The organism is Citrobacter sp. RHBSTW-00859 (genome assembly GCF_013729795.1).
Lineage (GTDB): Bacteria > Pseudomonadota > Gammaproteobacteria > Enterobacterales > Enterobacteriaceae > Citrobacter > Citrobacter braakii.
On sequence record NZ_CP056284.1, the window covers coordinates 1147999 to 1173834 of the forward strand.

Consider the following 25836-nt stretch of genomic DNA (forward strand, 5'->3'; position numbering starts at 1 on the left):
TTAAATCTTAAGCAATAAACTTCAAAATACAGCCCGGTGCGATACCGTCCGGTACGGGGCCCGCAACGTGTACGGTGCCGGGAAATTCCGCTTCACTCAGTCCGTCAAAACGCAGAGTGATATGCCCCAGTTCACGTAAGTTTTGTTCCGCCACGCTGCCAACGGCTGTGACCGGGTAGCGATGCTGGCTTAGCTCAAATTGGATCCCAGCCTGCAAAGAGCCGTTCAGCTCCCCATGGCAATGGATGAAGCAAAATTCTTCGATATCCGCAGGCGCGCCTTCACGAAAGGTAATTAGCATCTGGTCGCAGAGTGCATCCGGGGCGCTCTGGCCGATGCGGGTGATGGTGGTTTCATAAATCACGGTCATTTTTGAGTGCCTCTTATTGGTAAATAAAGCCGGAAACAAACCAGGCGATGAGAACGGTCGGTGCGCCGGTCAGAAAACGACTCACCAGTACGGATGGCACACCGACGCGGACCGTGTCCTGGCGCGCTTCGGCTAGCGACAATCCGACTGGAATAAAGTCGCATGCCGCTTGGGCGTTAATGGCGAACAGGGCAGGTAGCGCCAGATGCGGAGGAATGTTCCCCAAACCAATCTGTACGCCGATCAGGACGCCGATAACCTGGGCGATGACCGCACCAGGGCCGAGGAAAGGGGACAGCAGCGGGAAAGAGCAGATCAGCGCCAGGGTTACCAGCCCCAGCGGATGGCTGGCCAGCGGTGCGAGTCCATGGGCAATCCAGTCCCCCAGGCCAGACGCCATAATGATGCCGATCAGCGCCGAGACGAACGCCATAAACGGCAGAATGGTTTTCAGGACGGTATCGATAGTGTCTCGCCCGGCCTGAAACAGAACCGCAACGGCTGAACCCATTCCCATGCCGACTTTTGCCAACAGACCGTCGCTTTGTTCGGTAATTTTCTTGCTGGTGTCGTACTCGCGACCCATCGTGTTGTTTGCTGGCGTTGGCGCAGCGGATGCTTCACCGACAACGGTAATGTTTTCTTCTTTCACGCCAGAGACATAGATATCTTCGATAATATATTGGGCCAGCGGACCGGATTTACCCGTCGCGTGAATATTCACTGTTGGTATACGACGTTTTGGATAGATCCCGCAGCGCAGCGTGCCGCCGCAGTCGATGATCGCCACGCCAATTTCGTTCTCTGGCGGCTCGCCTTCTTTGAAGCCATCAACGGCCTGCCAACCTGTCAGGCTGGCTATCCTGTCGACTATTGCGGGGCGAGTCCCGGCGGTGATATAGACAATTTTCTTGCCTGGCACGGCATCCAGTTCAAGCGGGCCGCCCCAGCCGCCGGTGCCTTTTTCAATACGAATACGCGTCATGATGCTGCTCCCGCCAGATGTACTTTCTGCTCAAGTTGAATGCCCATTTTTTTCTCAAAGATGGTGGTGGTGAAATCGGTCACCCAGCCGCGGAAGAAGTTGGTCACCAGGCCGACCAGCAAATAGCTCACCGCCAGCGGGCCGAGCGGAAGACCCAGCGTGGTCAGACCGCTGGCGATCCCCAGATAGACGAACAGCTCACCGGGATTGATGTGGGGAAATAAGCCGTTCATTGAATGGCAGCTGTAAGAGGCGGCTGCGTAGTAGCTGGGCTTGAACTTTTCCGGCATAAAGCGGCCCAGGCTCAGTGTCATAGGATTACAAAACACAAATGTGCCGATGCACGGCAGCAGTAGATAGCGGGACAGCGGGTTTCCGGCGCAGCGCTGGGCAAAACGTTCAATACGTTGCTGACCGATAAAGTTAATCAGCGCATTCATGATGACCAGCAGACTGATCAGCAGAGGCAGAATACCGGTCACCATGCCGGTAAACACCTCTCCGCCTTTCTGGAACAATCCGATAAACCACTCAGCACCGAGTGTGATGGTGTCGATCATTATTCTCTCCTGTAGGGGTTTTAGTTATCTTGCCAAACGGTAACTAATTTTAATCAGATCGAAAGATTTAAAAGTGTTATCTTGATCGCAAAATGAAAGATAAATATTTTAATTTGAAAGGTTGTGCGTGAGAACGCGCAAATGTGCCGGTCAGGAGTGTAAGAGGGGGGAAATTCTGTGAAGGAGAGCGACTACTGCTTCCTTGTGTGGCGGAGGATGCTTTACCATACTTCTCCCAGGCTGAATTTGTTTAATGGATGTCTCATGTTCAAGCGTCGTTATGTAGCGTTACTTCCCCTTTTCGTATTGCTTGCTGCTTGTAGCAGCAAACCTAAACCTTCAGAGACTCAAACGACTACGGGTACGCCATCCGGCGGCTTCCTGCTTGAGCCACAGCACAATGTCATGCAAACGGGCGGCGATTTTGCCAATAATCCGAACGCGCAACAGTTCATTGAGAAAATGGTGAACAAGCACGGCTTTGACCGCCAGCAGTTGCAGGAGATTCTGTCGCAGGCCAAGCGTCTGGACTCGGTATTGCGTTTGATGGACCGCCAGGCGCCGACGACTCAACCGCCAGCCGGACCTAACGGTGCATGGCTGCGGTATCGTAAACAGTTCATCACCCCGGATAACGTACAAAACGGTGTGGCCTTCTGGAACCAATATGAAGATGCGCTGAACCGTGCATGGCAGGTCTACGGCGTACCGCCGGAAATTATCGTTGGCATTATTGGCGTAGAGACTCGCTGGGGCCGCGTGATGGGTAAAACGCGGATTCTGGATGCGTTGGCGACGTTGTCGTTTAACTATCCTCGTCGTGCGGAATATTTCTCTGGTGAACTGGAAACCTTCCTGCTGATGGCGCGAGATGAAAGCGACGATCCGCTCGATTTGAAAGGTTCTTTCGCAGGGGCGATGGGCTACGGCCAATTTATGCCATCTTCCTATAAACAATATGCCGTTGATTTCAATGGCGATGGTCACATTAACCTGTGGGATCCGGTTGATGCTATCGGTAGCGTGGCGAACTATTTCAAAGGCCACGGCTGGGTGAAAGGCGATATGGTTGCGGTTCCGGCGAATGGCCAGGCGCCTGGGCTGGCGAACGGCTTTAAAACCCAGTACAGCATTTCTCAGCTTGCCGCCGCAGGCCTGACGCCGCAGCAGTCTCTGGGTAATCATCAGCAGGCCAGCCTGCTGCGACTGGATATCGGTACCGGTTATCAGTATTGGTATGGACTGCCGAACTTCTACACCATCACCCGCTATAACCACAGTACCCACTATGCCATGGCCGTGTGGCAATTGGGTCAGGCGGTCGCGCTGGCGCGCGTGCAGTAATCATTTGTTATCGGTCTACAGGGGCAATTCCTTGTAGACCGAATACGCTATCCTGGTGCGTTATCCGGTACTCTTTTGAATGCGGTTTATCTATTTTCTGAATACCCCTCGTAAAATTGTCTCCTCATCCCCATCTTGGTTATGAAAGTGCTATCTTGTCCGGCATATTTTTTTAACTGACAGAGGCTGAAATGACCGACAGTGAACTGATGCAGTTAAGCGAGCAGGTTGGCCTGGCGTTGAAAGCGCGCGGGGCAACCGTGACGACGGCGGAATCCTGCACCGGCGGCTGGGTAGCTAAAGCAATTACGGATATTGCCGGCAGCTCCGCCTGGTTTGAACGCGGGTTTGTGACCTACAGCAATGAAGCCAAAGCGCAGATGATTGGCGTGCGCGAAGAGACGCTGGTCCAGCATGGGGCGGTGAGCGAACCTGTGGTGGTGGAGATGGCGATTGGCGCGCTAAAAGCGGCCCGCGCGCATTTCGCTGTTTCGATTAGCGGTATTGCGGGGCCAGATGGCGGCAGTGAAGAAAAGCCCGTGGGGACGGTATGGTTCGCTTTTGCCAGCGCGAGCGGCGAGGGGATTACTCGCCGGGAATGCTTCAGCGGCGATCGCGATGCGGTACGTCGACAGGCGACCGCCTACGCGTTACAAACCCTGTGGCAACAATTTCTACAAAATACTTGATACTGTATGAGCATACAGTATAATTACCCCAACAGAACATTATCTATCACGTTTAGCGGTTTAACCCGAAAGCGGCATGACAGGAGTAATTAATGGCTATCGACGAAAACAAACAGAAAGCGTTGGCGGCAGCGCTGGGTCAGATCGAAAAGCAATTCGGTAAAGGCTCCATCATGCGCCTGGGTGAAGACCGTTCCATGGATGTGGAAACCATCTCCACCGGTTCGCTTTCTCTGGATATCGCATTGGGCGCGGGCGGTTTGCCAATGGGCCGTATCGTTGAAATCTACGGGCCTGAATCTTCCGGTAAAACGACGCTGACCCTGCAGGTTATTGCTGCCGCCCAGCGCGAAGGTAAAACCTGTGCGTTCATCGATGCGGAACACGCGCTGGATCCTGTCTATGCGCGCAAGCTTGGCGTTGATATCGACAACCTGCTGTGCTCTCAGCCGGATACCGGTGAACAAGCGCTGGAAATCTGTGATGCGCTGGCGCGCTCCGGTGCGGTTGACGTTATCGTTGTCGACTCCGTTGCCGCATTGACGCCGAAGGCAGAAATCGAAGGCGAGATTGGTGACTCTCACATGGGCCTTGCGGCACGTATGATGAGCCAGGCCATGCGTAAGCTGGCCGGTAACCTGAAGCAGTCCAACACGCTACTGATTTTCATCAACCAGATCCGTATGAAGATTGGCGTTATGTTCGGTAACCCGGAAACCACCACCGGTGGTAACGCCCTGAAATTCTATGCTTCTGTTCGCCTGGATATCCGTCGTATTGGCGCGGTGAAAGAAGGCGACAACGTGGTTGGTAGCGAAACCCGTGTTAAGGTCGTGAAAAACAAAATTGCAGCGCCGTTCAAACAGGCTGAATTCCAGATTCTTTACGGTGAAGGTATCAACTTCTATGGCGAACTGGTCGATTTGGGCGTGAAAGAGAAGCTGATTGAAAAAGCCGGTGCATGGTACAGCTACAACGGTGAGAAAATTGGTCAGGGTAAAGCGAATGCCACTAACTGGCTGAAGGAAAACCCGGCAACTGCGAAGGAAATTGAGAAGAAAGTACGTGAGTTACTGCTCAATAACCCGGATTCAAAACCAGACTTCTCTGTTGATGACAGCGGTGAAGATGTAAAAGAAACGAACGAAGATTTCTGATAATCTGACGTTATCGCACATAGAAGGGCTGCATACCATGCAGCCCTTTTCCATTTCTGAAGGCTCACTATGACAGAAGCAACTTCCCGCCGCTCCGCTTATTCCCGACTTCTTGACCGCGCTGTACGTATACTGGCGATGCGCGATCACAGCGAGCAGGAACTGCGGCGTAAGCTGGCCGCTCCGGTGATGGGAAAAAATGGACCGGAAGACATTGATGCAAAGCCGGAGGATTACGACAAGGTCATTGCCTGGTGTATTGAAAGTCGTTATCTGGATGATGACCGCTTTGTTCAGCAGTTTATCTCCAGCCGTAGCCGTAAAGGTTATGGACCCGCGCGTGTGCGTCAGGAATTAAACCAAAAAGGGATTTCGCGTGAAGCCGTTGAACGAGCCATGCGCGAGTGCGAAATTGACTGGGCAGCACTTGCGCGCGCGCAGGCCATTCGTAAATACGGAGAACCTTTACCTGTAGATTTTTCAGATAAGGTAAAGGTCCAGCGCTTTTTGCTCTACCGTGGCTATCTGATGGAAGATATTCAGGCAATATGGCGAAATTTTGACGATTGAGCGCATACGGGATTTTACTTCCCAGTAAAGAAAACTTATCTTATTCCCACTTTTCGATTGCCAGAGGCGCAGTTTACGTGCCGATGCTGGTAATGACATTTCGTTAGCTTGATTTCTTCAGGATAATTATGAGCAAGAGCACCGCTGAGATCCGTCAGGCGTTTCTCGATTTTTTCCATAGTAAAGGACATCAGGTAGTTGCCAGCAGCTCCCTGGTACCGAACAATGACCCTACTTTGTTGTTTACCAACGCCGGGATGAACCAGTTCAAGGATGTGTTCCTTGGCCTCGACAAGCGTAATTATTCCCGCGCAACCACCTCGCAGCGTTGCGTGCGTGCGGGCGGTAAGCACAACGACCTGGAAAACGTCGGTTACACTGCACGTCACCATACTTTCTTCGAAATGCTGGGCAACTTCAGCTTCGGCGATTATTTCAAACATGATGCTATTCAATACGCATGGGAACTGCTGACCGGTGAAAACTGGTTTGCCCTGCCAAAAGAGCGTCTGTGGGTCACCGTCTATGAAACTGACGATGAAGCCTATGAAATCTGGGAAAAAGAAGTCGGCATTCCGCGCGAACGTATCATCCGTATCGGTGATAACAAAGGCGCGGCTTATGCTTCCGACAACTTCTGGCAGATGGGTGATACCGGCCCTTGCGGTCCGTGCACCGAAATTTTCTACGACCACGGCGACCATATTTGGGGGGGCCCTCCGGGAAGCGCAGAAGAAGATGGCGATCGCTACATTGAGATCTGGAACATCGTCTTCATGCAGTTCAACCGTCAGGCTGACGGTACCATGGAACCGCTGCCGAAGCCGTCCGTGGATACCGGTATGGGCCTTGAGCGTATTGCGGCCGTGCTGCAACACGTTAACTCCAACTATGAAATCGACCTGTTCCGTTCACTGATTGAGTCCGTGGCGAAAGTCACCGGCGCGACCGATCTGAGCAACAAGTCGCTGCGCGTTATCGCTGACCATATCCGCTCCTGTGCATTCCTGATTGCCGATGGCGTTGTCCCGTCGAATGAAAACCGTGGTTATGTGCTGCGTCGTATCATTCGTCGCGCGGTACGTCATGGCAACATGCTGGGCGCGAAGGATACCTTCTTCTACAAGCTGGTTGGTCCGCTGGTGGACGTCATGGGCTCCGCAGGTGAAGAACTGAAGCGTCAGCAGGCTATGGTTGAGCAGGTTCTGAAAACCGAAGAAGAGCAGTTTGCGCGTACACTGGAGCGTGGTCTGGCGCTGCTGGATGAAGAACTGGCAAAACTGTCCGGTGATACACTGGATGGCGAAACCGCATTCCGTCTGTATGACACCTACGGTTTCCCGGTTGACCTGACGGCGGACGTTTGCCGCGAGCGCAACATTAAGGTTGACGAAGCGGGCTTTGAAGCCGCAATGGAAGAACAGCGCCGTCGCGCGCGTGAAGCCAGCGGCTTTGGCGCAGACTACAATGCGATGATTCGTGTTGATGGCGCCTCTGAATTTAAAGGCTACGAACACCTGGAACTGAACGGCAAAGTGACCGCGCTGTTTGTTGATGGTAAAGCGGTAGACGCAATTAACGCAGGTCAGGACGCAGTTGTCGTACTGGATCAGACTCCGTTCTATGCGGAATCTGGTGGTCAGGTTGGCGACAAGGGTGAACTGAAAGGCGCAGGCTTCGCGTTTGCCGTGAGCGACACGCAGAAATATGGCCAGGCCATTGGTCACATCGGTAAGCTGTCTGCGGGTTCTCTGAAAATTGGCGATGCAGTACAGGCTGATGTTGATGAAGCTCGTCGTGCGCGCATTCGCTTGAACCACTCTGCAACGCACCTGATGCACGCGGCGCTGCGCCAGGTACTGGGCACGCATGTGGCACAGAAAGGCTCGTTGGTTAACGATAAAGTGCTGCGCTTCGACTTCTCTCATACTGAAGCTATGAAGCCTGCTGAAATCCGTGCCGTTGAAGATCTGGTGAATGCGCAAATTCGTCGCAATCTGCCGATTGAAACGAACATCATGGATCTCGAAGCGGCGAAAGCCAAAGGCGCAATGGCGCTGTTTGGCGAGAAATATGACGACCACGTGCGTGTTCTGAGCATGGGTGATTTCTCTACCGAACTGTGTGGTGGTACTCATGCCAGCCGTACGGGGGATATTGGTCTGTTCCGTATTGTGTCTGAGTCAGGCACTGCGGCGGGCGTTCGTCGTATTGAAGCTGTGACCGGTGAAGGCGCTATCCAAACCGTGCATGCTGAGAGCGATCGCTTAAGCGATATTGCGCAGCTGCTGAAAGGCGATAGCCAGAATATTGGTGACAAAGTTCGTTCCGTGCTGGAGCGTACGCGTCAACTCGAAAAAGAATTGCAGCAATTGAAGGAACAGGCTGCGGCGCAGGAGAGTGCAAATCTCTCCAGCAAAGCGGTTGATATCAATGGCGTGAAGCTGCTGGTCAGCGAACTCGCGGACGTTGAGCCGAAAATGTTGCGTACCATGGTTGATGATCTGAAAAATCAACTGGGGTCTACCGTTATCGTTCTGGCAACGGTAGTGGAAGGTAAGGTTTCTCTGATTGCGGGTGTGTCTAAGGACGTGACAGATCGCGTGAAAGCAGGGGAGCTGGTTGGAATGGTCGCTCAGCAGGTAGGCGGTAAGGGTGGTGGTCGTCCGGACATGGCGCAAGCCGGTGGTACGGATGCTGCGGCTCTGCCAGCAGCGTTAGCCAGTGTGAAAGGCTGGGTCAGCGCAAAACTGTAATAATTATAAGCGTAAGTCGACGCTGCGGACTTCAATCCGCAGCGTTTGTATCAACGCTATCGACAACGATAAAGTCAGGTTGAAGTTGTGTATATCGGCTAAACTTAGGTTTAACAGAATGTGATGCCGTGACTGCTTACACTTAGGTGTTTGTCATCGCTTACTTTTTGGCGTTATATGATGGATAATGCCGGGATACAGAGAGACCCGACTCTTTTAATCTTTCAAGGAGCAAAGAATGCTGATTCTGACTCGTCGAGTTGGTGAGACCCTCATGATTGGCGATGAGGTCACCGTGACAGTTTTAGGGGTGAAGGGCAACCAGGTGCGCATTGGCGTAAACGCCCCGAAAGAAGTTTCTGTCCATCGTGAAGAGATCTACCAGCGTATCCAGGCTGAAAAATCCCAGCAGTCCAGTTACTAAGGTTTTCGCGTCTCACCTTTCTGGTGAGGCGCAACCTGATTGAATTATCCCTTTTCTTCTCTTTTCTTCTTCGTCTTCCTCATTTTTTCGATTCCCATCCGCGCATTGCCTTTCCCTGCGATTTTTCCGTTTGTTCATTGCCTCAGGAAATTGCCAATTTATCTGTTGATAAAACACTCTTTTTGCCGTTTTTGCAGACTAATTGCGCGTGAAATGTGCAAACGATAAAAGCGCTGGAAAAATTGTTTGACTTATAAGTCCCAGAAAGTAATATGTGCGCCACGCAGCGACGATGAGCAGAAACAAGTTCTTCGAAGCACTCGCAAGAGGCGTGTTGGTGAGGTGGCCGAGAGGCTGAAGGCGCTCCCCTGCTAAGGGAGTATGCGGTCAAAAGCTGCATCCGGGGTTCGAATCCCCGCCTCACCGCCATTTGCATCCGTAGCTCAGCTGGATAGAGTACTCGGCTACGAACCGAGCGGTCGGAGGTTCGAATCCTCCCGGATGCACCATCTTCTCTGCAATAGCGCATTAGCGTTGTTACAGAAAATCGATATCACTTTAGCAGCGATATCAAATCTGCAGTAAGTAAGTTTCCCTGATGCATCCGTAGCTCAGCTGGATAGAGTACTCGGCTACGAACCGAGCGGTCGGAGGTTCGAATCCTCCCGGATGCACCATCTTCTCCGAGATAACAGCAAAACTGTTGTTTCATGGTCTGCGAGATAATCGTGAGCACCAGGGAGGATAACGTTGCTTCAGCAACGGCCCACAGGGCGAGGCGCAGCCGAGTAATCCTCCCGGATGCACCATCTCTTACTTGATATCGCTCATTACGATATCAATATCGGCAGTAAAGCAAGTTTCCCGATGCATCCGTAGCTCAGCTGGATAGAGTACTCGGCTACGAACCGAGCGGTCGGAGGTTCGAATCCTCCCGGATGCACCATTTTCTCCGAGATAACAGTAAAACTGTTGTTTCATGGTCTGCGAGATAATCGCGAGCACCAGGGAGGATAACGTTGCTTCAGCAACGACCCGCAGGGCGAGGCGCAGCCGAGTAATCCTCCCGGATGCACCATCTTACTTGATAGCGCTTTAGCAGCGACATCAAGTCTGCAGTAAAGCAAGTTTCCCTGATGCATCCGTAGCTCAGCTGGATAGAGTACTCGGCTACGAACCGAGCGGTCGGAGGTTCGAATCCTCCCGGATGCACCATCTTCTCCGAGATAACAACAACACTGTTGTTTCATGGTCTGCGAGATAATCGTGAGCACCAGGGAGGATAACGTTGCTTCAGCAACGGCCCCAGGGCGAGGCGCAGCCGAGTAATCCTCCCGGATGCACCATCTTCTCTCCTTTGAATCATTTCCACATACTCCCGGAACCCCCTTAATTCGCTGTCAGCGACAAAATCAATCAATTACGATAAAATAACGTCTGGTCATTCGGCTTGTGAGAAGACGATGTACGAACGTTATGCGGGTTTGATTTTTGATATGGATGGCACCATCCTGGATACCGAGCCAACGCACCGTAAGGCGTGGCATGAGGTATTGGGGCATTATGGGTTACGTTTTGATGAACAAGCCATGGTCGCCCTCAATGGCTCCCCAACGTGGCGTATTGCTCAGTCGGTAATTGAATTGAATCATGCCGATCTTGACCCTCATGCCTTGGCGCGTGAAAAAACCGACAAGGTGAGAAGCATGCTGCTGGATAGCGTCCAGCCTTTGCCATTGGTTGACGTCGTGAAAGCCTGGCATGGTCGTCGTCCTATGTCGGTAGGTACGGGGAGTGAAAGCGCGATTGCGGAAGCTCTTCTCGAACACCTTGGGCTGCGTCGCTATTTTGATGCTGTAGTCGCAGCCGATCACGTACAACACCATAAACCTGCTCCTGATACGTTTTTGCTCTGTGCCGAACGTATGGGTGTTGCTCCGGCACGCTGTGTCGTGTTTGAAGATGCCGATTTTGGACTGCAGGCGGCGCGTGCCGCAGGAATGGATGCTGTGGATGTCCGGTTATTGTGAGTGATGGACTATCGCTCCTGTCACTGTTTGCCAGCAGTTTTCTCAGCGCTACGCTATTACCCGGCAATTCTGAAGTTGTTTTAGTTGCTTTGCTGGTCTCTGGGGTAAGTCATCCCTGGGTCTTAGTCTTAACAGCAACAATGGGTAATAGCCTTGGAGGGTTAACTAACGTTATCCTTGGGCGTTTCTTTCCATTGCGTAAAACATCGCGCTGGCAAGAAAAAGCCACTGGCTGGCTGCGGCGCTATGGCGCTGTCACACTATTATTAAGCTGGATGCCGGTTGTGGGTGATTTACTGTGCCTGTTAGCTGGATGGATGCGCATCTCGTGGGGTCCAGTACTTTTTTTCTTATGCCTTGGCAAGGCGCTGCGCTATATAGTTGTCGCAGCGGTTACGACGCAAGGCATTATGTGGTGGCACTAATTGTGTTGTGAGATAGCCTTCAGGGTAACCAATACCATTATGCTAATTAAAACGATTTTGACAGGCGGGAGGTCAATTTGATCCCGGACGTATCACAGGCGCTGGCCTGGCTGGAAAACCATCCTCAGGCGTTAAAGGGGATTCAACGTGGGCTGGAGCGCGAAACGCTGCGCGTTAATGCAGATGGGTCATTAGCAACGACAGGCCATCCTGAGGTGTTAGGCTCAGCGCTAACGCATAAATGGATAACCACTGACTTTGCCGAAGCACTGCTGGAGTTTATTACGCCTCCAGGCGACGACATTGAGAAAATGCTCACGTTCATGCGCGACCTGCATCGGTATACCGCCAGGAACCTGGGCGACGAGCGTATGTGGCCGCTGAGCATGCCTTGCTATATTGCCGAAGGTCAGGATATCGAACTGGCGCAGTACGGTACGTCGAATACCGGTCGTCTGAAAACGCTGTACCGTGAAGGCCTCAAAAACCGTTACGGCGCGTTGATGCAGACTATCTCTGGCGTACACTACAATTTCTCATTGCCGATGGCTTTCTGGCAGGCGAAATGTGGCGTAACGGACGGCGAAGATGCTAAAGAGAAGATCTCCGCGGGTTACTTCCGTCTGATCCGCAACTACTACCGTTTTGGTTGGGTGATCCCGTATCTGTTTGGCGCCTCTCCGGCCATTTGTTCCTCTTTCCTGCAAGGAAAACCGACAACCCTGCCGTTTGAAAAAACCGACTGTGGGATGTATTACCTGCCGTATGCGACGTCGCTGCGCCTGAGTGATTTGGGCTATACCAATAAGTCGCAAAGCAATCTCGGAATTACGTTTAACGATTTGCATGAGTATGTGGCAGGATTAAAGCGCGCGATTAAAACCCCTTCCGAGGAGTACGCGGCGATCGGTCTGGAGAAGGACGGTAAGCGTCTGCAAATCAACAGCAACGTTCTGCAGATTGAAAATGAGCTGTATGCGCCTATTCGCCCGAAACGCGTCACTCGTCGTGGCGAAACGCCTTCTGACGCGCTTCTACGTGGCGGTATTGAGTACATCGAAGTTCGCTCACTGGATATCAACCCGTTCTCACCGATCGGCGTGGACGAGCAGCAGGTGCGCTTCCTCGATCTGTTTATGGTCTGGTGTGCGCTGGCCGATGCCCCGGAAATGAGCAGCGATGAATTGCTGTGTACGCGTAAAAACTGGAATCGGGTGATTCTCGAAGGTCGTAAGCCTGGGCTGACGTTAGGTATTGGCTGTGAAACAGCCCAGTTCCCGTTGCCTAAGGTAGGGAAAGATCTGTTCCGTGATCTGAAACGCGTGGCACAAACGCTGGACAGCATCGATGGGGGAGAGGAGTATCAAAAGGTCTGTGATGAACTGGTTGCCTGTTTTGACAACCCAGAACTGACTTTCTCTGCCCGCATCCTACGGTCTATGATTGATGAAGGCATTGGCGGCACGGGTAAAGCGCTGGGTGAGGCTTACCGAAATCTGCTGCGTGAAGAGCCGTTAGAAATATTGCAGGAAGCGGAATTTATTGCTGAAACCGAGGCTTCAAAGCGTCGTCAGCAGGAGATCGAAGCGGCTGATACTGAGCCGTTTAGCGTGTGGCTGGAAAAGCACGCTTGATACAAAAGAAAAAGGCCACTCGGGAGTGGCCAAAATTTCATCTCTGAAAACAGGGATGATGATAACAAATGCGCGTCTTTCATATACTCAGACTCGCCCCGGAACAAAGAGTTCAGATTATTTTCAAAAAATTTATCGGAGGTGGCTAAATGCCGTTGTTAGATAGTTTTACTGTCGATCACACCCGGATGGAAGCTCCCGCGGTCCGGGTTGCAAAAACGATGAACACCCCGCATGGCGACGCAATCACCGTGTTTGATCTGCGTTTCTGCATTCCGAACAAAGAAGTGATGCCTGAGAAAGGTATCCACACGCTGGAACACCTGTTTGCAGGTTTTATGCGTAACCACCTCAACGGCAACGGCGTGGAGATTATCGATATCTCTCCGATGGGATGCCGCACTGGCTTTTACATGAGCCTGATTGGTACGCCAGACGAGCAGCGTGTTGCCGACGCGTGGAAAGCGGCGATGGCGGACGTGCTGAAAGTGCAGGATCAAAACCAGATCCCGGAGCTGAACGTTTACCAGTGTGGCACGTATCAGATGCACTCTCTTAGCGAAGCACAGGATATCGCACGTCATATTCTGGAGCATGATGTACGCGTTAACAGCAATGAAGAGCTGGCGCTGCCGAAAGAGAAACTGCAGGAACTGCATATTTAGTCATACTGATTAGTTGTTCCAGTAATTAAATTAACCCCGGCTTATAACCGGGGTTTTTTATTGTGCACAGAAAACCCCCAGCTAGGCTGGGGGTTCCGGAAAGCTTTCAGCTTTGGGCCAGTTATTAAAACCCCTTTTGATTTGTTAAAACACATTGCGGTCTGGCAACTGCAAATGTTTAACAAGAAATCAAAAGGGGGTCCCAATGGGGGACGAAAAGAGCTTAGCGCACACCCGATGGAACTGTAAATATCACATAGTTTTTGCGCCCAAATACCGGAGACAAGCATTCTACGGTGAGAAACGCAGGGCGATAGGCAGCATCTTAAGAAAGCTGTGTGAGTGGAAAAACGTGCGGATCCTGGAAGCGGAATGCTGTGCGGATCATATCCATATGCTTGTGGAAATCCCACCCAAAATGAGCGTATCCGGCTTTATGGGGTATCTGAAAGGGAAAAGCAGTCTGATGCTGTATGAACAGTTTGGGGATATGAAATTCAAGTACAGGAATAGAGAGTTCTGGTGCCGGGGATACTACGTAGATACGGTGGGTAAGAACACGGTGAAGATACAGGAATACATAAAGCACCAGCTTGCAGAAGATAAAATGGGTGAGCAGTTATCGATCCCTTATGCGGGTAGCCCGTTTACGGGCCGTAAGTAACGAAGTCTGATGCAAATGTCAGATCGTATGCGCCTGTTAGGGCGCGGCTGGTAACAGAGCCTTATAGGCGCATCCGAAAAACCTCCGGCTATGCCGGAGGATATTTATTTGCCCCTCCCCCTAAACCACCTCCCTGGTAGGTAATGCCAGTCAGTTAAGCATTATGGAGAACATGTGATTTCGGCTCAGGGTTCCGTTCACCTCAGTGGCATCACTTTTCTGAAGCGCAGATACCCGTGAACGTGCAAAGGAGGCTCACCGCCGCCTCCCTTGCAACCCAGGCTCCCGGCGGGAAAATCGTCGCTGCGCGATTCATTCGTCTTATGCCGTCTGCCTGTCGGGCCGGGGCCGGGCCTGCGTCCCTGCAGGCCGTCCCCTCTGCCCGCATCCCTGCGGGCAAACCCGGTCAGCCGTCAACGCCTCATCGATTTTCAGCCGGAACGGGGTCATCGCTGCAACGCACTGACTTCCAGTTAACTCTGTTTTGCTGTTCAGATAAAAAACGCAGGTGGTCAGGTGTGGGCTGGTCCGGCTGAAAATTGCCGACGTGTTTCCGTAAGGCCGGGAGAACCCGCAGGGATGCGGGGTCAGGGCGCGTTTTGCAGGGACGCTTCCTCGCGCCCGCCCCGGTAGCCTGAAGGAATAAGCGGAGGGTATTGCGTAGCAACAATTTTCCCGTCGGGAGCCGGGATTGTTAAGGGTACGGCGATAGTACCCTTAACACGTTCACAGGTCGTATTGCCTCAGAGAAGTGACAAACATAAGGTGAACGTAGCAATATACCGGAGGCAACAGATTCATTACCTCTGTATGTGCCACTCATCCTCGTTAACTAACAAGCATTACTCCTAGGGGGACAATAAAAAAGGGATCCGCAGATCCCTTTTATCAGATATTTAGTGCGCGCCACCGCCGCCGCCGCCCGCACCGAAGGGCGGTTTGGCAAACCACACCAGGCCAAGCAAGACCAGAAAGATCCCCGCCGACATCCAGAAGATTTCGTTGGCGGAAATAATCAGCCCCTGATTGGTGATCTGCTGGGCTATCCAGCCTGACGCCTGCTGGTGCGTCATCCCTAAATCCTGCAGCTTATCGTACATTGCCTGCGCGTTTGGATTGTAGGGATTAACGGATTCCGTTAACTGCGCATGGTGAAGTGACTCGCGGTTAGTCCACATCGTCGTCGTAATTGATGTGCCAATAGAGCCGGCCAGCGTTCGCGTAAAGTTCGACAAACTTGATGCCGCGGCCAGACGCTCAGGCGGTAAGCCGGACAGCGTGATAGTCGTCAGCGGCATAAAGAAGCAGGCTACCGCGAAACCCTGAATAAACTGTGGCCAGGCCGATGCGCCAAAGTCCATACCCGGTTCGAACGTCCACGCACGCCAGTAGAAACAGACGGCGTACATAATAAAACTGAACGTGACTAACCGACGCATATCAAGCTTGTGCGCGAAGCGGCCGATAATCGGCGATAAGATCACCGGAATCACCCCAACCGGCGCTGACGCCAGACCGGCCCAGGTTGCCGTATAGCCGTATACCTCCTGCAACAGCTGCGGCAGCAGGACGATTGCGCCGAAGTAGAGCATATAGGCCAGACTGATACACAGACAGCCGATGGTAAAGTTGCGCGACTTAAACAGTGAGAGGTCGACAATGGGGTGCTCGTCGGTAAGCTCCCAGACGATCAGGAAGCTGATGGCGACAACGGCGACCACCGTCAGGATGATAATCTCCTGAGAGGCGAACCAGTCCAGCTCTTTGCCGCGGTCGAGCATAATCTGCAAACTGCCGATACCAATGACCAGCAGGGCCAGACCAATGGCATCGATGCGCCGCTGCTCGGTTTTGGTTTCCCGACCGCGCAGGGTTTGCAGAGTCATCAATACCACCGCAGCACCGATTGGCACGTTGATGAAAAATATCCAGCCCCAGTGATAGTTGTCGCTGATATAGCCCCCAAGAATAGGGCCGCATATCGGGGCAACAATCACCGTCATCGACCATAGCGCCAGAGCGATGGAACGTTTGGCGGGAGGATAGTTATTCAGCAACAAGCTTTGTGACAGCGGAATTAATGGACCGGCGACAATCCCCTGGATTACGCGGAAGAAAATCAGCATGTTCAGGCTGGTGGACATCCCGCATGCCCATGACGCAATGACGAAGGCGATAGTTGACCACATGAATAGCCTTACTTCGCCAAAACGCTTTGCCAGCCAGCCGGTGATCGGAATAGAGATAGCGTTCGCCACCCCGAATGAGGTGATCACCCAGGTTCCCTGGCTCAGTGAAGAGCCGAGGTTCCCGGCGATAGTGGGGATCGCCACGTTAGCAATGGTGGAGTCCAGCACCTGCATGAATGTCGCCAGGGACAGCGCGATCGTCATAATGACGAGCTGCGCGCCTTCCAGCGGTTTTTGCTGTTGCATCACACGCACCTTTGAATTAGCCCGCGTTGGCCTGCACGATCTCTTCGATCATCTTATTGACCGGAGCAAGGTTGATTTCCCGTGCATTACTTTCTGATACCGGCGTGGTGCGAACCTGGCTTGCCAGAATTTGTCCGTCACGATTTGAGGTATCTACCGTAACCAGCGTAGATAAACCGATACGCAGCGGATGCTGCGCCAACTGCTGTGCATCCAGTTCAATACGCACTGGCAGACGCTGGACGACTTTGATCCAGTTACCCGTCGCATTTTGTGCTGGCAGCAGGGAAAAGGCGCTGCCCGTACCCATATCCAGCCCGACAACCTTACCGGTATATTTCACGTCATCGCCGTAAATATCACTGATAACGGTCGCCGGTTGACCGATACGCATGTGCGCGAGCTGTGTTTCTTTGAAGTTGGCATCCACCCACAGGTTAGTGGCTGGAACAACCGCCATCAGCGGCGTGGTCGGGCTAATTTGCGCTCCCGGTTGCACGGAACGACGGGAAACATAGCCAGTCATTGGGCTGACGATTCTGGTTCGTTCCAGCGCCAGCCAGGCATTGCGCACTTCAGTGGCCGCCTGTTGCACGGCGGGCTGGTCTTCCAGCTTACTGCCGAGAATCATCGCCTGGTTGGCATTATATTGTTGGATAGCGACATCAAGCTGAGCCTGAGCGCTGGCGACGGCATCACGCGCATGTTGCAGCTCTTCGCGGCCAATCAGGTTGGCGTTGCCCAGCGGGACACGGCGATTAAAGTCGCTTTGTGCCTGCGCCAGCGCGGTTCTCTGCACTTCAATGCTTGCCTGTAACTGCTTGCTATTGATCATCAACTGGTGCGTCTGACGCACGCTGGAAGCCAGCGCAGTTTTGGCTTTTTCAAATGCCTGCTTTGCGTCCGTCTGGTCGAGGGTGACCAGCACATCGCCTTGTTTTACAAAGTCAGTGTTATCAGCCCAGACTTTCGTCACGCTGCCTGATACCTGCGCCATGATTTGAACCTGGTTCCCTGCCACGTACGCATCGTCTGTCTCTTCGACATGACGCAGTACTAAAAACCAATAAATCCCATATGCCACGGCAATGATAATAAAGAGCAAGGTCAGAAGGAGCAGCATACTTTTACGTTTGCCATTCTTCTTGACCGGTTGCTGCGGGGTTTGAGTCTCCGCATTTGCGCTCATGTTGTTCTCCACGATCTTCTTTTTTTTCACATCGGCTGAGCCGACCTGTTTATCAGACAGGCCAGCAGTATGCGTGCTGGCCTGTCGGTTTTTTCATTTATAAATCTGGATTTCTGAGCGAGTCGGCGCGTTAGCGCAACGCTTCTAATACCGCGCCATCCTGCTCCATCTGGTCAAGACGGGTCAGAAGTTTACGGGTAATTTGCTCAAGCTGATCTTTTTCGGTGGTGCTGAGAGATGACCAAAGCTGATGCAGGCAGTTATGCTGAGGCGGTAACACCTCTTGCAAAAATGCGTGGCCTTTCTCGGTCAATTGCAGATGCAGACAGCGGCGATCGTTATCGCTTTCGCGACGTTCGATCCAGCCACGTTTTTCTAACTCATCCGCAATACGGGTTGCGTTAGTGCGTGACGAGCCAAGCGCGCAACTCAGTTCAGAAGGCTGAATACTGTGGTTTTCCTGAGACTCCAGCGTAATCAACGCCATAAACAATGTCTCGTTAATCCCTTGAGCTTTCAGCATCTTATTGCGGTTTTCCAGCAGCTTGCCCTGCATGTGCATGCATAGACGAGTCAGAAGCACTTCCTGATAAGGGAACTCTTCGTAGCGGCTGGCGCGAAATTTTAGCATTTGTTCAATGGGCGTAAACGAACTATCCATTTGGGTATAACCTCATTAATTTCAGCCGATATAGTAACGACAGTGACAAATAAAGTAAATGTATTATTTATTTAAAATGATTGTTTTTATCTATAAGACAATCAGCATTTTCCAGGCTAATCCATAGCCCAGAGCACTCAGTAAGGTTGGAATGATGATGCTGCGGGTCTTATAGAAGCTTGCGCCCAGTATGACAAACCCCACCAGCGTAGGCACGAACCGACGAGAATCGTGCATCACTTCTGGCGCGGTAGACACCACCAACAGGGCGCAAATTGATGCAATGCCAATGGTGTCGAGTAATATGCCCGTCGCGCCGCGCTTCGTCGGGCGAACATTCCCCACTCCAAGACGGAGCGGCAAATAACGAAAACAGTAGTTAACGCAGCCGACCAACAGGCCAAGCAGCAGGACCTCATAGCTCATCGGGACCTCCCTGCCAAAATGACTGGATAAGAGCCGTCAGGCATCCGCAGACAATGCCTGCAAGGATAGCGGCAGGAATGGAAAACAGCATGACGCCAGCCAGCGCGCCGGCCAGTGCTGCAGTCACGCAGAGTGCTTGTTGACGCTGGAAAGAGGCGAGCAGGAAGCTCATGAACAGCGCCGGGAGCATGAAGCCCAACGCCGCTTCAACTGCCGGGTAATCCTTGAGTAAACCACTGCCGGAAAACGCGCCGATCACCGTGCCAAACACCCAGGAGGCCCAGGAGCATAGCGCAATGCCGATCATCCAGTTTTCACTCCAGCGCCGGTTATCCCGTACCAGCTTCGCCGTGGCGGCGGCAAAGACTTCATCGGTGAGGCCAAAGGCCCACAGCGCGCTTTTGGGTTTGCTCAGTCGCTGGGCGATTCGGCTACGCAGGGAAGGTCCGTACAAAACATGGCGTACATCCATGGCCATGACGGTCAGGGCGGCGACCCACAAAGAACTGCCTGCGGCGAGCATTGTGGTGATGACAAACTGGCTGGCTCCCGCATAGATAATGCAGGAGAAAAACACGCTTTCAACCGGAGTAAAGCCAAGGCGAGTGGCATTGAGACCAAATGCAAAAGCGACCGGAATATAGCTGATGACTATTGGCAGGCTGTCTTTGAATCCTTCAGTTAGCGTCGCAGAACTGGGTTCAGACTGGGATATCGGGCTTTCCATAGGGTTATAGGTTTCATTACCGAAATTAATATAACTTGGTTCAATGAGTTATAACCTTAGCAGACTGATGGGCTCCTTAACACCCTGCGGAGCCCAATCAGCGGTAAACATACGCTATATGCTTAATTTACGGCTTCCTGACGGTGATATCCTCGCCACCAGACCAACAGGTTGAGTAGGGCAACGGTCGTACCGGCCAGACAAACGCCAGCCCAACCGGCATGCTGCCAGGCGGAGGCCGAAATCAGCGAACCTGCCGCCCCGCCAATAAAATAGCTGGTCATGTATCCGGCGGTCAGGCGATTACGCGCGTCCGGATGAATGCGATAGATAACCGTCTGGTTGGTGATATGCACGCCCTGAACGGTGAGGTCCAGGACCAGGATACCGATAATCAGCATTGGTACGGAACTATGCCCAAACCAGATAGCCCACCAGGAGAGCAGCAGTAATAACAGACCTGTGGTCGTGGTGAGATGTGATTTTCCCTTATCGGCAAAACCACCTGCCGGACGCGCGCCTAACGCCCCTGCGGCCCCTGCCAGGCCAAACAGCCCGATCGTTCCTTCGGAGTAGTTAAACGGCGGCGCGGCGAGCAAAAACGCCATAGAGGTCCAGAGAATACTGAAATTGGCAAAGGTCAGGCAGCCCAGCATCGCGCGGGTACGCAGCAATTTATCATGGATAAACAGGCTGAATACGGAGCCTAACAGTTGCGGATAGTTGAGATGAGTATCTGATTTCATCTTCGGCAGACCGCGCCACAGCGCAATCGCCATCAGCGCCATTAATATCGATGCGACCCAAAATACGGTGCGCCAGCCGCCAAGATTGGCCAGTAATCCCGCCACGGTGCGCGCCAGCAGGATACCCAGCAGCAGGCCGCTCATAATGGTGCCGACAACTTTACCGCGCTTATCCGGCGTGGCAAGCGTCGCCGCCAGCGGAACCAGAATCTGTGCCACTACCGAGAATAATCCGGTAAGGGCGGTGCCGAGGATCAGCATGCCCAGCGACTGGCTACTGGCGGTAATAAGCATGCCGCCTGCCGCTAACAGCGTCATGGAGACGATCAGCATCCGACGTTCAAACATATCGCCAAGCGGTACTAAAAATAGCAGGCCGGCGGCATAGCCGAGCTGGGCCGCGGTGACGATAAAGCCAGCGGTGCTGGCCGATAGCGAAAAGTTACGTGCGATGGTGTCGAGCAGCGGCTGCGCGTAATAGTTACTGGCGACGGCGAGGCCGGTGGCGATAGACATTAACAGGATCAGCGAAGGGCTAAGTCCCTGAGTGGTTTTCGTCATGGTTTTCAACTGAAAAATGGGTTGCAGAAAACAATCATAACGTAAGTGATTAAATGTTGCTGATTTGTTGGGTGATGGATTGTGCGGTTGGGAGGAGGGCGTGTAGGCCGGATAAGGCGCATCGCGCCACCATCCGGCATTGGTGTGATGGCGCTAGGCTTATCAGACCTACGAGGGGGGTTATTTCTGCGCAGCCAGCGCTTCTTTCACCCAGCCATCAAACTGTTGCTGGTGGGCTTTGATCCAGCCGTCAACGTGACCCTGCACGTCGGCTTCAGATGCCTTCCCGTCGTGCATCATCGCGTTCTGCGCGTTGATATCCGCCAGCGGCAGCTTCATGACGGCAAACAGTTTCGCCGCAGCCGGGTTTTTCTCCGCCCAGGCTTTGTTGGCGACGATATGCATAGTGTTCACCGGGAAGCCGTAGTTGGCGCCGTTAGGCAGCTTGGTATCAATGTCTTTCTGCTCGCCTGGCAGGGAAGAGAACGGCACCTGCAACCAGACCACATCTTTACCCGGTTTCATTACGTCGCTCACCCAGTACGGTGTCCAGGTGTAGTAAAGAATGGGTTTGCCTTCTTTAAAGCGGGTAATGGTGTCAGCCATCATCGCCGCATAGTTACCGTGGCTGACCTCGACGGTTTTTTCCAGATCGAAGGCTTTGTTCTGGTGGTTGATCACCGCTTCGCAGCCCCAGCCCGGCGAGCAGCCCATCATGTCTGCTTTTCCGTCGCCGTTGGTGTCAAAGATTTTGGCGATCTTCGGATCTTTTAACTGGGCAATGTTGGTGATTTTATACTGCTCAGCGGTTTTTTTATCGATCAGATATCCTTGCGCGGCACCCGTAACGAATACCCCCTCGCGATAGAACTTTTTGTCTCCGCCCGCTGCGGCATACATATCATCATGCAGCGGCTGCCAGTTCACAGCGGTAAAAGTTGCATCGCCAGAGGCAATGGAGGTATAGCCGACGTTGTAGTCAACTTCGCTTGTTTTGTTAACGGTATAACCCAGTTTCTCCAGCGCACGGGCGACCAGTTGCGTCTGGAAGGATTCTTCAGAGATAGTGCTCTGGATTGGCTGTACAGTGATGCCTTTGCCTGGCAGATCGGCAGCGAAAGTGCTGGTGGAGACAAGGGTGGCAAACGCTGTGGCAATAATGACGTTCTGTCGCATCGTTGTTCCTTAATTATTGGAGGGACGTATAGGCCCGGTAAGCAATACGCCACCGGGCAACGGGTGAATTACTTCGTGAATGGGCGAGTGATAAGCCCAACGGGACCGGTGGTGTACCAGCGACGGTTGCCACGGCTACGGGCGTCGCGACCGACAGCCTGCGTCAGGCGGTCGAGAATGATGGCGAGGATCACGATCCCAACCCCGCCGACGGTGGCAAGCCCCATATCCAGACGACCGATTCCGCGCAGAACCATCTGACCCAGTCCGCCGACGGCGATCATCGACGCGATGACGACCATTGAGAGCGCCAGCATCAGCGTCTGGTTGACCCCGGCCATAATGGTAGGCATCGCCAGCGGGAGCTGCACTTTAAACAGCATCTGGCGCGGGCTGGCGCCAAATGAGCGCGAGGCTTCAATCAAGTCTGCTGGCACCTGGTTAATCCCCAGAATGGTCAGACGCACGATTGGCGGCAGGGCGAAGATAATCGTCACCACCACGCCCGGGACGTTACCGATACCAAACAGCATGACGATCGGCACCAGATAGACGAACGCCGGTGTGGTTTGCATGGCGTCCAGCAGCGGACGAACAATTTTTGCCGCCCGTGGACTGCGCGCCAACCAGATCCCCATCGGTAGACCGATCACCACGCAGAACAGCAGCGCGGTAAGTACCAGCGCCAGGGTTATCATGGCCTGCGACCACGCGCCGATGGCCCCGATTGCAATCAATGAAATCAGCGTAGCAACGCCCATTCCAACGCCGGAAATCTGCCAGGCAATCAGAGCGAACAGGATAATCGCCACCGGGGCAGGCATACCCAACAGAAGCTGCTGGAAGCCGTTGAGAATATAATCCACCGGGACTCGAATGCCCTGGAAGACCGGACGGAAATGGGTAACGACCCAGTCGATCCCTTCTGTGACCCAGCTATCCAGCGGGATTAGCGTTTTATCGAACGGATCCATAATATTGAAATGCTCTGGCGCCGGCGCGGGTGCGCTGGTCAGCCAGTCTGCGCCACCGCCGTCAGCTGGCGCGCCTGATGGCGTACTCCAGGCATCGGCGGTTTGTGCGGCACTGTCGGCCGCTGGTGTGGTATCCCACGGATTGGTTTGATCAGCCATTGTTTGCCCCCTCACGATCTAAAGCCTGTAACAGCATGCGTTTTGAAATGATGCCCACATACTGTTGTTCCTCATCAACAACCGGCACCGCGCACGGGGCCTGGCCGACATGAGAAAGCAACTCGCTGAGAGGAGTTTGCGCATCCACGGCTAACGGCTCATCGATCAATGCCGCTTCAATACCTTGCGCCTGACTTAATGCTGTTTTTAAAGAGTCGATAGAGACAACGCCGACGAATTTATTGCCGCGCTCGATCACGTAACCATATTCGCGATCTTTGTCCTGCAATAATTGCAGCGCTGAACGTGGACCGACCCCGGGCGTTTTACGAATTAAACCTTCAGGGCTACGACGTGAAATATCTTTGGCACTAAAGACCTGGCTAATATCAACGCCGCGGAAGAAGGTGCGTACATAATCATTGGCCGGATTATTCAGGATTTCATCTGGCGTGCCGACCTGGACCACTTCACCGTTTTGCATAATGGCAATTCTGTCGCCAATACGCATAGCTTCGTCGAGATCGTGGGAAATAAAGACCACGGTACGTTGATGTTTCGCCTGTAGTTTTACCAGTTCATCCTGCATCTCGGTACGAATTAACGGATCGAGGGCAGAAAAGGCCTCATCCATTAATAAGATGTCAGGGTTTATGGCTAATGCACGGGCGAGGCCCACACGCTGGCGCATCCCTCCGGAAAGTTCATCCGGGTATCCGTGAGCATAATTCTCCAGACCAACCTGACGCAGCGCATCTAACGCTTTTTCACGACGTTCATCCGCGCCAACACCGGCTAATTCCATGCCGAATGCCGTATTGTCCAGGACCGTCATGTGCGGCATCAGGGCAAAGGACTGGAAAACCATCGCAATCTTTTTTCTGCGCACCTCGCGAAGCTCAGCATCGGATATCCGGGCGATGTCTACGCCGTCAATCAATACTTGCCCGCGGGTGGGTTCAATCAGGCGATTGAGAAGGCGTACCATTGTGGATTTACCCGAACCGGATAATCCCATGATGACAAATATCTCGCCTTCTTCAATGGCCAGACTGGCGTTCTTAACGCCAAGCGATAGCCCTGTTTTATCCAGAATCTGCTCTTTTGAAAGTCCTTTTTCAATATATTTGAAGGCTCTCTGCGGATGCTCTCCAAATATCTTATAGAGATTTTTAACTTCTAATTTAATTGCCATGCAATAGAATGATTCCTGTTATTTGTTTATATCGATATATTACCTGATGGAAATAGTGACCTTTTTCTACCCTAACATACTGAGAATCTGAGACAACCCTGAATTTGTTTGTGGCACGAATATTGCTGAAGGCCATGTGGCGGGACTTCCCGTGATATAAGGGCTGAGCGCGAATGTGAATGGGGTAATATTTTTTGTAAATGGCAATGAAAAGTCGCCTGAATTGCTGAAATGCAGGCGAATAATGCGGCTGATATTGAGTGTAGATCACACAATTATATTTGCACGACAAAAGTGTGATCCTGTTAAAATATTTCCGCGAAAAATATACGGTATTTCCCGCGGAAATGAGTGCTAGAAATTCCAGTCGTCGTCTTCAGTTTCGACAGCTTTTCCCATCACGTATGATGAGCCGGAACCCGAGAAGAAATCGTGGTTTTCGTCAGCGTTGGGCGACAGCGCGGCAAGGATTGCCGGGTTAACCTCCGCCATTTCTGGCGGAAATAATGCCTCATACCCCAAATTCATTAATGCCTTATTGGCGTTGTAGCAAAGGAAGGCTTTGACGTCATCCACCCAGCCGGTTTCTGCATACAATTCTTCCGTATAACGCGCTTCGTTATCATACAATTCCATCAGCAGATCGAGGGCAAAATTCTTTAACTCCTCGCGTGCGGATTCAGAAATGTGCTCCAGACCTTTTTGATATTTATAACCAATGTAATACCCGTGAACGGCTTCATCACGAATGATCAGACGAATGAGATCGGCGGTATTGGTCAGTTTTCCGCGGCTGGAGAAATACATTGGCAACCAGAAGCCGGAATAGAACAGGAAGGATTCCAGAAACACGCTGGCAATTTTTTTCTTCAACGGTTCGTCGCTGGCGTAATGTGTCAAAATGATCTGCGCCTTGCGCTGGAGTGGGGTATTTTCTTCACTCCACGCGTAAGCCGCATCCACGTCTTTGGTCTGGCAAAGAGTGGAGAAAATTGAGCTGTACGAACGGGCGTGCACCGCTTCCATAAAGCTGATATTCGATAGCACCGCCTCTTCATGCGGCGTTAACGAATCGGCCATCAATGCTGGCGCACCGGCTATGTTCTGAATAGTGTCGAGCAGCGTCAGCCCGGTAAAAACGCGGATAGTCAGCTGCTGTTCGGCGGCGTTCAATGTTTGCCAGGCCGGGATATCGTTGGAGAGCGGGACCTTTTCCGGTAGCCAGAAGTTACTGGTCAGGCGATTCCAAACCTCGAGATCTTTATCATCCTCAATCTTGTTCCAGTTGATGGCACTCACGCGGGATAATGTCAT

The 25836-nt window shown here is 52.6% G+C and carries 25 protein-coding genes and 5 tRNA genes; 17 read left to right on the plus strand and 13 right to left on the minus strand.

Features of this window, described 5'->3' with window-relative positions:
• Positions 1-7 precede the first annotated feature (7 nt).
• Genes srlB through srlA form a run of 3 tightly spaced genes read right to left on the minus strand, consistent with a single transcriptional unit; the run spans position 8 to position 1915 of the window.
• The gene (gene srlB / locus HV302_RS05700; RefSeq protein ID WP_053389534.1) at positions 8-370 is read right to left on the minus strand and encodes a PTS glucitol/sorbitol transporter subunit IIA; all 363 of its coding nucleotides are present in this window, start codon (positions 368-370) and stop codon (positions 8-10) included.
• A 13-nt stretch (positions 371-383) separates the two neighbouring features.
• Positions 384-1355 (minus strand): PTS glucitol/sorbitol transporter subunit IIB, encoded by a 972-nt coding sequence (gene srlE, locus HV302_RS05705; RefSeq protein ID WP_181627025.1) that lies wholly within the window; start codon positions 1353-1355, stop codon positions 384-386.
• Positions 1352-1915 (minus strand): PTS glucitol/sorbitol transporter subunit IIC, encoded by a 564-nt coding sequence (gene srlA, locus HV302_RS05710; protein ID WP_016154169.1) that lies wholly within the window; start codon positions 1913-1915, stop codon positions 1352-1354. The genes srlE and srlA overlap by 4 nt, the downstream gene beginning before the upstream one ends.
• Before the next feature lie 264 nt (positions 1916-2179).
• Here srlA and mltB point away from each other — a divergent pair, with 264 nt between their 5' ends.
• The 17 genes from mltB (at position 2180) to HV302_RS05795 (ending at position 14809) form a co-directional block, all read left to right on the plus strand.
• Positions 2180-3259, plus strand: a complete 1080-nt coding sequence (gene mltB / locus HV302_RS05715) for a lytic murein transglycosylase B (RefSeq protein WP_046274844.1) — start codon at positions 2180-2182, stop codon at positions 3257-3259.
• A 191-nt stretch (positions 3260-3450) separates the two neighbouring features.
• On the plus strand, positions 3451-3948 hold the full coding sequence (gene pncC, locus HV302_RS05720) for a nicotinamide-nucleotide amidase (protein ID WP_016154167.1): 498 nt from the start codon (positions 3451-3453) through the stop codon (positions 3946-3948).
• 92 nt (positions 3949-4040) lie between these two features.
• A complete protein-coding gene (gene recA, locus HV302_RS05725; RefSeq protein WP_016154166.1) occupies positions 4041-5105 on the plus strand; it encodes a recombinase RecA in 1065 nt (354 codons plus the stop codon).
• Positions 5106-5174: 69 nt separating this feature from the next.
• Complete coding sequence (recX, locus tag HV302_RS05730; RefSeq protein ID WP_181627026.1) at positions 5175-5675, plus strand: recombination regulator RecX; 501 nt, start codon at positions 5175-5177, stop codon at positions 5673-5675.
• Positions 5676-5803: 128 nt separating this feature from the next.
• Positions 5804-8431, plus strand: coding sequence for an alanine--tRNA ligase (alaS, locus tag HV302_RS05735; RefSeq protein ID WP_016157306.1), 2628 nt, complete (start codon positions 5804-5806; stop codon positions 8429-8431).
• Positions 8432-8669: 238 nt separating this feature from the next.
• Entirely contained in the window at positions 8670-8855 is a 186-nt protein-coding gene (gene csrA / locus HV302_RS05740) for a carbon storage regulator CsrA (protein ID WP_000906486.1), read from the plus strand.
• A gap of 336 nt (positions 8856-9191) precedes the next feature.
• Positions 9192-9284, plus strand: a tRNA-Ser gene (locus HV302_RS05745).
• Positions 9285-9287: 3 nt separating this feature from the next.
• Positions 9288-9364: transfer RNA gene (locus HV302_RS05750), tRNA-Arg, on the plus strand.
• Between the two features lie 91 nt (positions 9365-9455).
• A tRNA-Arg gene (locus tag HV302_RS05755) sits at positions 9456-9532 on the plus strand.
• A 192-nt stretch (positions 9533-9724) separates the two neighbouring features.
• Positions 9725-9801: transfer RNA gene (locus HV302_RS05760), tRNA-Arg, on the plus strand.
• 192 nt (positions 9802-9993) lie between these two features.
• Positions 9994-10070, plus strand: a tRNA-Arg gene (locus tag HV302_RS05765).
• Between the two features lie 248 nt (positions 10071-10318).
• Positions 10319-10885 carry a fructose-1-phosphate/6-phosphogluconate phosphatase gene (gene yqaB / locus HV302_RS05770; protein ID WP_046274846.1) on the plus strand — a complete coding sequence of 189 codons (567 nt, stop codon included), beginning with the start codon at positions 10319-10321 and terminating at the stop codon, positions 10883-10885.
• Positions 10882-11310, plus strand: a complete 429-nt coding sequence (locus tag HV302_RS05775) for a YqaA family protein (protein WP_047358814.1) — start codon at positions 10882-10884, stop codon at positions 11308-11310. Before yqaB ends, HV302_RS05775 begins: the two co-directional genes overlap by 4 nt.
• Before the next feature lie 77 nt (positions 11311-11387).
• Positions 11388-12944 carry a glutamate--cysteine ligase gene (gene gshA, locus HV302_RS05780; RefSeq protein WP_016154161.1) on the plus strand — a complete coding sequence of 519 codons (1557 nt, stop codon included), beginning with the start codon at positions 11388-11390 and terminating at the stop codon, positions 12942-12944.
• A gap of 149 nt (positions 12945-13093) precedes the next feature.
• Positions 13094-13609, plus strand: coding sequence for an S-ribosylhomocysteine lyase (gene luxS, locus HV302_RS05785; protein WP_016154160.1), 516 nt, complete (start codon positions 13094-13096; stop codon positions 13607-13609).
• Positions 13610-13814: 205 nt separating this feature from the next.
• Complete coding sequence (gene tnpA, locus HV302_RS05790) at positions 13815-14273, plus strand: IS200/IS605 family transposase (protein WP_079778750.1); 459 nt, start codon at positions 13815-13817, stop codon at positions 14271-14273.
• Between the two features lie 236 nt (positions 14274-14509).
• Positions 14510-14809 carry a hypothetical protein gene (locus HV302_RS05795; protein WP_191212343.1) on the plus strand — a complete coding sequence of 100 codons (300 nt, stop codon included), beginning with the start codon at positions 14510-14512 and terminating at the stop codon, positions 14807-14809.
• A gap of 360 nt (positions 14810-15169) precedes the next feature.
• Here the strand turns inward: HV302_RS05795 and emrB are convergent, their stop codons facing one another.
• From emrB to nrdF, 10 genes are all read right to left on the minus strand, one after another.
• Complete coding sequence (gene emrB, locus HV302_RS05800; RefSeq protein ID WP_016154159.1) at positions 15170-16708, minus strand: multidrug efflux MFS transporter permease subunit EmrB; 1539 nt, start codon at positions 16706-16708, stop codon at positions 15170-15172.
• 16 nt (positions 16709-16724) lie between these two features.
• A complete protein-coding gene (gene emrA, locus HV302_RS05805; protein ID WP_049282740.1) occupies positions 16725-17897 on the minus strand; it encodes a multidrug efflux MFS transporter periplasmic adaptor subunit EmrA in 1173 nt (390 codons plus the stop codon).
• Positions 17898-18027: 130 nt separating this feature from the next.
• The gene (gene emrR / locus HV302_RS05810) at positions 18028-18558 is read right to left on the minus strand and encodes a multidrug efflux transporter EmrAB transcriptional repressor EmrR (protein ID WP_003037300.1); all 531 of its coding nucleotides are present in this window, start codon (positions 18556-18558) and stop codon (positions 18028-18030) included.
• A 90-nt stretch (positions 18559-18648) separates the two neighbouring features.
• Positions 18649-18984, minus strand: coding sequence for an L-valine transporter subunit YgaH (gene ygaH / locus HV302_RS05815; protein WP_016154157.1), 336 nt, complete (start codon positions 18982-18984; stop codon positions 18649-18651).
• Entirely contained in the window at positions 18974-19711 is a 738-nt protein-coding gene (locus HV302_RS05820) for an AzlC family ABC transporter permease (protein WP_019077531.1), read from the minus strand. Before HV302_RS05820 ends, ygaH begins: the two co-directional genes overlap by 11 nt.
• Positions 19712-19833: 122 nt before the next feature.
• A complete protein-coding gene (locus HV302_RS05825) occupies positions 19834-21018 on the minus strand; it encodes an MFS transporter (protein ID WP_181627027.1) in 1185 nt (394 codons plus the stop codon).
• A gap of 180 nt (positions 21019-21198) precedes the next feature.
• Positions 21199-22194, minus strand: coding sequence for a glycine betaine/L-proline ABC transporter substrate-binding protein ProX (proX, locus tag HV302_RS05830; protein WP_016154154.1), 996 nt, complete (start codon positions 22192-22194; stop codon positions 21199-21201).
• Between the two features lie 68 nt (positions 22195-22262).
• Positions 22263-23327 (minus strand): glycine betaine/L-proline ABC transporter permease ProW, encoded by a 1065-nt coding sequence (proW, locus tag HV302_RS05835; protein ID WP_181627028.1) that lies wholly within the window; start codon positions 23325-23327, stop codon positions 22263-22265.
• Entirely contained in the window at positions 23320-24522 is a 1203-nt protein-coding gene (gene proV / locus HV302_RS05840) for a glycine betaine/L-proline ABC transporter ATP-binding protein ProV (protein WP_016157301.1), read from the minus strand. Before proV ends, proW begins: the two co-directional genes overlap by 8 nt.
• A 354-nt stretch (positions 24523-24876) precedes the next feature.
• Complete coding sequence (nrdF, locus tag HV302_RS05845) at positions 24877-25836, minus strand: class 1b ribonucleoside-diphosphate reductase subunit beta (protein WP_016157300.1); 960 nt, start codon at positions 25834-25836, stop codon at positions 24877-24879.